The organism is Pseudomonas sp. CF161 (assembly GCF_000416215.1).
Lineage (GTDB): Bacteria > Pseudomonadota > Gammaproteobacteria > Pseudomonadales > Pseudomonadaceae > Aquipseudomonas.
This window is the reverse complement of sequence record NZ_ATLP01000062.1, coordinates 1-5262: the sequence shown is the minus strand read 5'-3', so window position 1 is coordinate 5262 and position 5262 is coordinate 1. Positions and strand designations below refer to the sequence as shown.

The 5262-nt window shown below is 66.7% G+C and carries 6 protein-coding genes and 1 pseudogene; all 7 read left to right on the top strand.

The window, feature by feature from the left end; all coding sequences use genetic code 11:
* Positions 1-234, top strand: a pseudogene (locus CF161_RS33150) (hypothetical protein); the annotation flags it as partial.
* Complete coding sequence (locus tag CF161_RS12145) at positions 231-713, top strand: periplasmic heavy metal sensor (protein WP_020296867.1); 483 nt, start codon at positions 231-233, stop codon at positions 711-713. The pseudogene CF161_RS33150 and the gene CF161_RS12145, both read left to right, overlap by 4 nt.
* Before the next feature lie 296 nt (positions 714-1009).
* Positions 1010-2008: a DMT family transporter gene (locus CF161_RS12140; RefSeq protein WP_020296866.1), complete on the top strand. Its 999-nt coding sequence runs from the start codon at positions 1010-1012 to the stop codon at positions 2006-2008.
* Positions 2009-2139: 131 nt separating this feature from the next.
* Positions 2140-3312: a class C beta-lactamase gene (ampC, locus tag CF161_RS12135; RefSeq protein WP_020296865.1), complete on the top strand. Its 1173-nt coding sequence runs from the start codon at positions 2140-2142 to the stop codon at positions 3310-3312.
* A 338-nt stretch (positions 3313-3650) separates the two neighbouring features.
* Positions 3651-4370 carry a phosphatidylcholine synthase gene (gene pcsA / locus CF161_RS12130; RefSeq protein WP_020296864.1) on the top strand — a complete coding sequence of 240 codons (720 nt, stop codon included), beginning with the start codon at positions 3651-3653 and terminating at the stop codon, positions 4368-4370.
* A gap of 123 nt (positions 4371-4493) precedes the next feature.
* Positions 4494-5003, top strand: a complete 510-nt coding sequence (locus CF161_RS12125) for a sigma-70 family RNA polymerase sigma factor (RefSeq protein WP_020296863.1) — start codon at positions 4494-4496, stop codon at positions 5001-5003.
* A 3-nt stretch (positions 5004-5006) separates the two neighbouring features.
* Positions 5007-5262: DUF4880 domain-containing protein (locus CF161_RS12120; protein WP_020296862.1), on the top strand; the 256-nt coding region annotated here is incomplete at its 3' end.

Sequence of the window (5262 nt, the reverse complement as noted above, 5' to 3'; positions counted from 1 at the left end):
CAGATCGCGGCCAGTGCGCCGCGGCCTCGACCGCGTTCGTTCTGGCAGCGCTACGCCGGCTGGCTGTCACCGGCCGGGTTTGTCGGGGTCGGCCTGGCGGGGATCGGCGCCGGGATGCTGGTGGTGTCCCTGAGCCTGCCATTGCACAGCTCGCCCGAAGCCCTGCCGAGCATCTTCGAACAGAGCGATGCCGAGATCATTCTGAGTACCCCAGCCGAGGAGATCGAACAGTGACCCAGCCCAACAAGCCCCTGAAAACCCTGCTGGTGGTGTCGCTGCTGCTCAACGTCTTCCTGCTGGGCGGCCTGGCCGGTGGCCTCTACCAATGGCTGGGGCACAACCCGGCGCCACCCCTGGCCGTGGCGGAACCCCAGCACGGCCTGCGCCAGGCCCTGGTGCAACTGCCGGATGTCAGCCGCCGGCAACTGCGCCAGTTGCTGCGCCAGACCCGCACCGACAGCCAACCGTTGCTCCTGGCCGGGCGCCAGGCGCGGCTGGATGTGGTCGAGCGCCTGCAGCAACCGACCCTCGACCGCAATGCCCTGGACGCCGACCTGGGTCGCGCCCGGGAAGCCGACAGCGCGCTGCGGGCCCGGGTCGAAACCGCCCTCGCCGACTTTGCCGGCAGCCTCAGCCTGGAAGACCGGCAGAAGCTCGCCGACTCGCTGTATATGCGCGGCCAGGGCAAGGCTCGTCCGGGCAATAAGCACTAAGGCGCCGGAGCTATCCGGCGCCGGTGTTTCATCCAGGCCAGAACGTTTATGAGGTGGTCGTGGTCGAGAGGAAGTCATACGATCTCATGGCTGATGCGCTCGCCAGCGCTCGCCCGAGACGCCATCCCGAGCCGCCCTGACTTCCCCCACCATTGCCTGTGCATGGCGTATCCAGGGTTGTCTCCCCCGGACGATTGCGGTACAAAGCCCAAGCGAAGTTGTACGACAACATAATAAAAACCCACCCTGTCCGGCTCCAGCCCTGACCCGGCTCCCGGCGTTCGAGACTCCCTGCCATGTCCCTGCCCACTGCCTCGCCCGCTGCTCCCGTCGCCTTTTCCCGTCCACTCGCGGTGCTGATCCTGCTGTGCATGGGCTGTGCCTTCGCCGGCAACCATGTGGCGGCGCGGGTCGCGTTCGACGACGGTGCCGGGGTGCTGCTGGCGATTCTGCTGCGCTCGGGCGGGACCTTGCTGGTGCTGGCCGGCCTGGTGCTGTGGCAGCGCCAGAGCATTCGCCTGGCCCCCGGTGCCTGGCGCTGGCAATTGCTGCTGGGGCTGCTGATCGCGGCCCAGAGCCTGTGCCTGTATTCGGCGGTGGCGCGGGTGCCGGTGGCCCTGGCGCTGCTGGTGGCCAACGTCTTCCCGATCCTGCTGGCGCTGCTCACCTGGGCCCTCGGCGGCCCGCGCCCCACGGCGCGCACGGCGGCGCTGATGGCGATGATCCTGGTGGGGCTGGTGCTGGTGCTCGATGTGCCGGGGCGCCTGGCGGCCAGCACCGAGGTCGGTCCGCAATGGCTATTGGGGGTAGGCCTGGCGTTCTGCGCCGCCAGCGTCTTCGCCTGCGCGCTGTGGATCACCGATCACCGGCTGTCCCAGGTGCGCGGCTCGGTGCGCAGCCTGCTGACGATCCTGGTGGTGTTCAGCAGCGTCAACCTGGCCGGCCTCAGCGGCGCCCTGCCCGGTGGCCTCGACCTGCCGCAAAGCAGCACCGGCTGGCTGGCCCTGGCGACCCTGGTGGTGCTGTATGGCACCGGTTTTATTGTGCTGTTCATGTCGGTGCCGCGCCTGGACATGCCGCGCAATGCCCCGGTGATGAACATCGAACCCCTGGCCACCTTGCTGATGGGCTGGCTGGTGCTGGACCAGATGCTCAATGCCGGGCAGATCCTGGGCGGCGCCATCGTGGTCGGCGGCATTGTGCTGCTGACCTGGCGCAAGGCCCAGCCGGCCCCCGCCGTCGCCCCTCAGCCACGCACCGGCGCGGTGCGCAACGAGGTGGCGCAGGGCGACTGACGGCGTTGGAGCAGGGCGGCCGCAGGGTGTTGCCCAGGGACGGTGCAGGTTATGCTCGTCGCCCGACCCGCCACAGGGGCCTGGCGCGCGCTGCGGCCAAGCCCCTCGAACATCACGGAAAAACCGCAATCATGGGCGAAAAAACCCGAATCACCCTGGCCGCCCTCGGCACCTGCGCCGCCCTGCTGGGCACTGGCCAGTGCCTGGCCGCCGCCCCCGACGCGCCTCAGCTCAAGGCCCTGGTCGATGCCACGATCAAACCGCTGATGCAGGCCCAGGACATCCCCGGCATGGCCGTCGCCATCAGCATCGATGGCCAGGCCCACTACTTCAATTACGGCGTGGCCTCCAGGGAGAGCCGGCAGGCGGTGAGCAACAGCACCCTGTTCGAGATCGGCTCCCTGAGCAAGACCTTCACCGCCACCCTCGGCGCCTACGCCCAGGCCACTGGCAAGCTGACCCTGAGCGACGCCGCCAGCCAGTATCTGCCGGCGTTGCGCGGCAGCGCGCTGGAGCACATCAGCCTGTTGCAACTGGCGACCTACAGCGCCGGCGGCCTGCCATTGCAGTTCCCGGACGACGTCAAAAGCGCCGAGCAGACCCTGGACTACTACAACACCTGGAAACCGGCCTATCCCCCCGGCAGCCAGCGCCTGTATTCCAACCCGAGCATCGGCCTGTTCGGCTACCTGGCGGCGCGCAGCCTGGGCCAGCCGTTCGAGACCCTGATGAGCAATACCCTGCTGCCCAAGCTCGGGCTCAAGCACAGCTACCTCCAGGTGCCGCAGGACCAGCAGCACCTGTACGCCCAGGGCTACACCCAGGCCAACCAGCCGATCCGGGTCGGTGCCGGCCCGCTGGACGCCGAAGCCTACGGCATGAAGACCAACTCCGCCGACCTGCTGAGCTTTGTCCAGAGCAACCTGCAACCCGACCCACTGGAACCGGCGTTACAGCAGGCGATCGCCCTCACCCACAGCGGCTACTACCGGGTCGCTGACATGACCCAGGGCCTGGGCTGGGAGATGTACGCCTACCCGATCAGCGAGCAGAAGCTGGTGGACGGCAATTCATCAGCGATGGCCCTGCAACCCCACGCCGTCCATTGGCTGAACCCGGTGCAAGCGCCCCAGGCACAGATGCTGCTCAACAAGACCGGTTCCACCAACGGTTTCGGGGCCTACGCGGCCTTCGTTCCCGGGCAGCACATCGGCATCGTGATGCTGGCCAATAAAAACTACCCCAACGCCGAACGGGTCAAGGCGGCGCGCACCCTTCTCCAGGCGTTGCAGACCAAACCCTAGGTCATCACTCCCGTAGCCGCTGCCCAGGCACGAGGCTGCGCTGGCCGGTATGGGCGCCGTGTTTTATCGGGTGTATGGGGCGTCAGTGCGGGCCAGCGTCCGAACGCGGCCCGAGCCTGGCGCCAGCGGCGACGGAGATTCGGGCTGGCCCTCGCCACGAGGGAATGGGATGCGCGGCTTTGGCCGATCAAAAGTCGTTCACCGCGCACGGCGTTTTCTCACTAAACTGCGCTGAACCTTATGGTCCAATGTCCGGTCGATAGTTGCACCCTGGCCTGGGCCGTGGCGACCTTGTCGACGAGGATCGTTGGCCTGTATTACTTCCTGGAGAACCTCCCGTGATATCGACTCTACACATCGCCAGGCTCAAAGCATGGGGCGCCCATGGGTTCACCGCGACCGGCGTGGTAACGGCCTTTCTCGCCACCCTCGCGCTGTTCGACAACCAGCCCAAGGCCTGCCTGATCTGGCTGGGCGTGGCGCTGCTGGTGGACGGGGTCGACGGCTCGCTGGCGCGCAAGGTCAACACCCAGTCGGTGCTGCCCAATATCGACGGTTCGGTGCTGGACCTGGTGATCGACTACCTGACCTACGTGTTTATCCCCGCACTGTTTATCTACCGCTACATCGCCCTGCCCGACTACACGCCGCTGCTGGCCACTTCGCTGATTCTGGTGTCGTCGCTGTTCTGCTTCTGCAACGTCAACATGAAAAGCAAGGACAACTATTTCCAGGGCTTCCCCGCCGCCTGGAACGTGGTCGCGCTGTGCCTGTACATCATCGCCCCACCGGCTTGGCTGACCCTGCTCAGCATTATCGGCCTGGCCCTGCTGACGTTGTCGCGGATGAAGTTTTTGCACCCGTTCCGCGTGCGGCGCTTTATGCCGATCAATATCGCCGTGACCTTTATCTGGCTGTTGTGCAGCCTGCTGCTGGTGCTGCGCCATCCGGACGAAAACCCGGTGGTGATGCTGGTATGGCTGGCGATGTCGGCGTATTTCCTGGGTATCTGCCTGTGGCGCAGCTCGCTGGAATGGCTGGACCGCTCCCGCCGCTAAACCTTCCCCCCCTCCCCTGGCGCTCGCTGCGATCGTGCAGCGAGCGCGGTTGAATCTTGCCAAACCATTGCACCTGCAAGAAAATGAGATGCATTATCAAATGCCTCTGCAATGGTCCCGCCCATGTCGCCCCCCGATCTCTCGCAGCAACACGCCGTGCACACGCTTTACCAGGAGCACCATTCATGGCTGTGCGGCTGGCTGCGCAAGAAGCTTGGCTGCGTGGAGAACGCCGCCGACCTGGCCCAGGACACCTTCGTACGCGTCATGACCCAGCGCAAGGCGCCGGAGTTGCGAGAGCCGCGGGCCTACCTGAGCACCGTCGCGCGCAGCCTGATGATCGACATGTTCCGCCGCCGAGGCCTGGAGCAGGCCTACCTCGAAGCGCTGATGGCGCTGCCCGAGCCGGTGGACATCTCGCCGGAAACCCGGGCCTTGATCATCGAGACCCTGGTGCGCATCGACACCCTGCTCGACGGCCTGGGCGGGCGTACCCGGGAGATCTTCCTGCTGGCCCAGCTCGACGGCCTGAGCTATGTGGAGATCGGCCGCCGCTTGCAGGTTTCGGTCAACACCGTGAAAAAACACGCGGTCCGCGCCCTGACCCACTGCCTGCTGGCGCTGGAGGACTGACCCATGGCGCAGCCGCAAGCACTCGACTACGCGACCCTGGAAGCCGCCGCCCGCTGGTACGTCGACCTGCGTTGCGAAGCCCACAGCGAGGCCCTGCACCAAGCCCACCGGCGCTGGCTGGAACATGACCCGCGCCACGTGCAGGCCTGGGAACGCATGGGCCGTTTGCAGGCCACCTTCGACCAGGCGCCGGCAGGCCTGGCGCGCCCGGCCCTGAACGGCGCCCGGGCCAAGCGCCGCGAAGTGCTCAAGCTGCTGT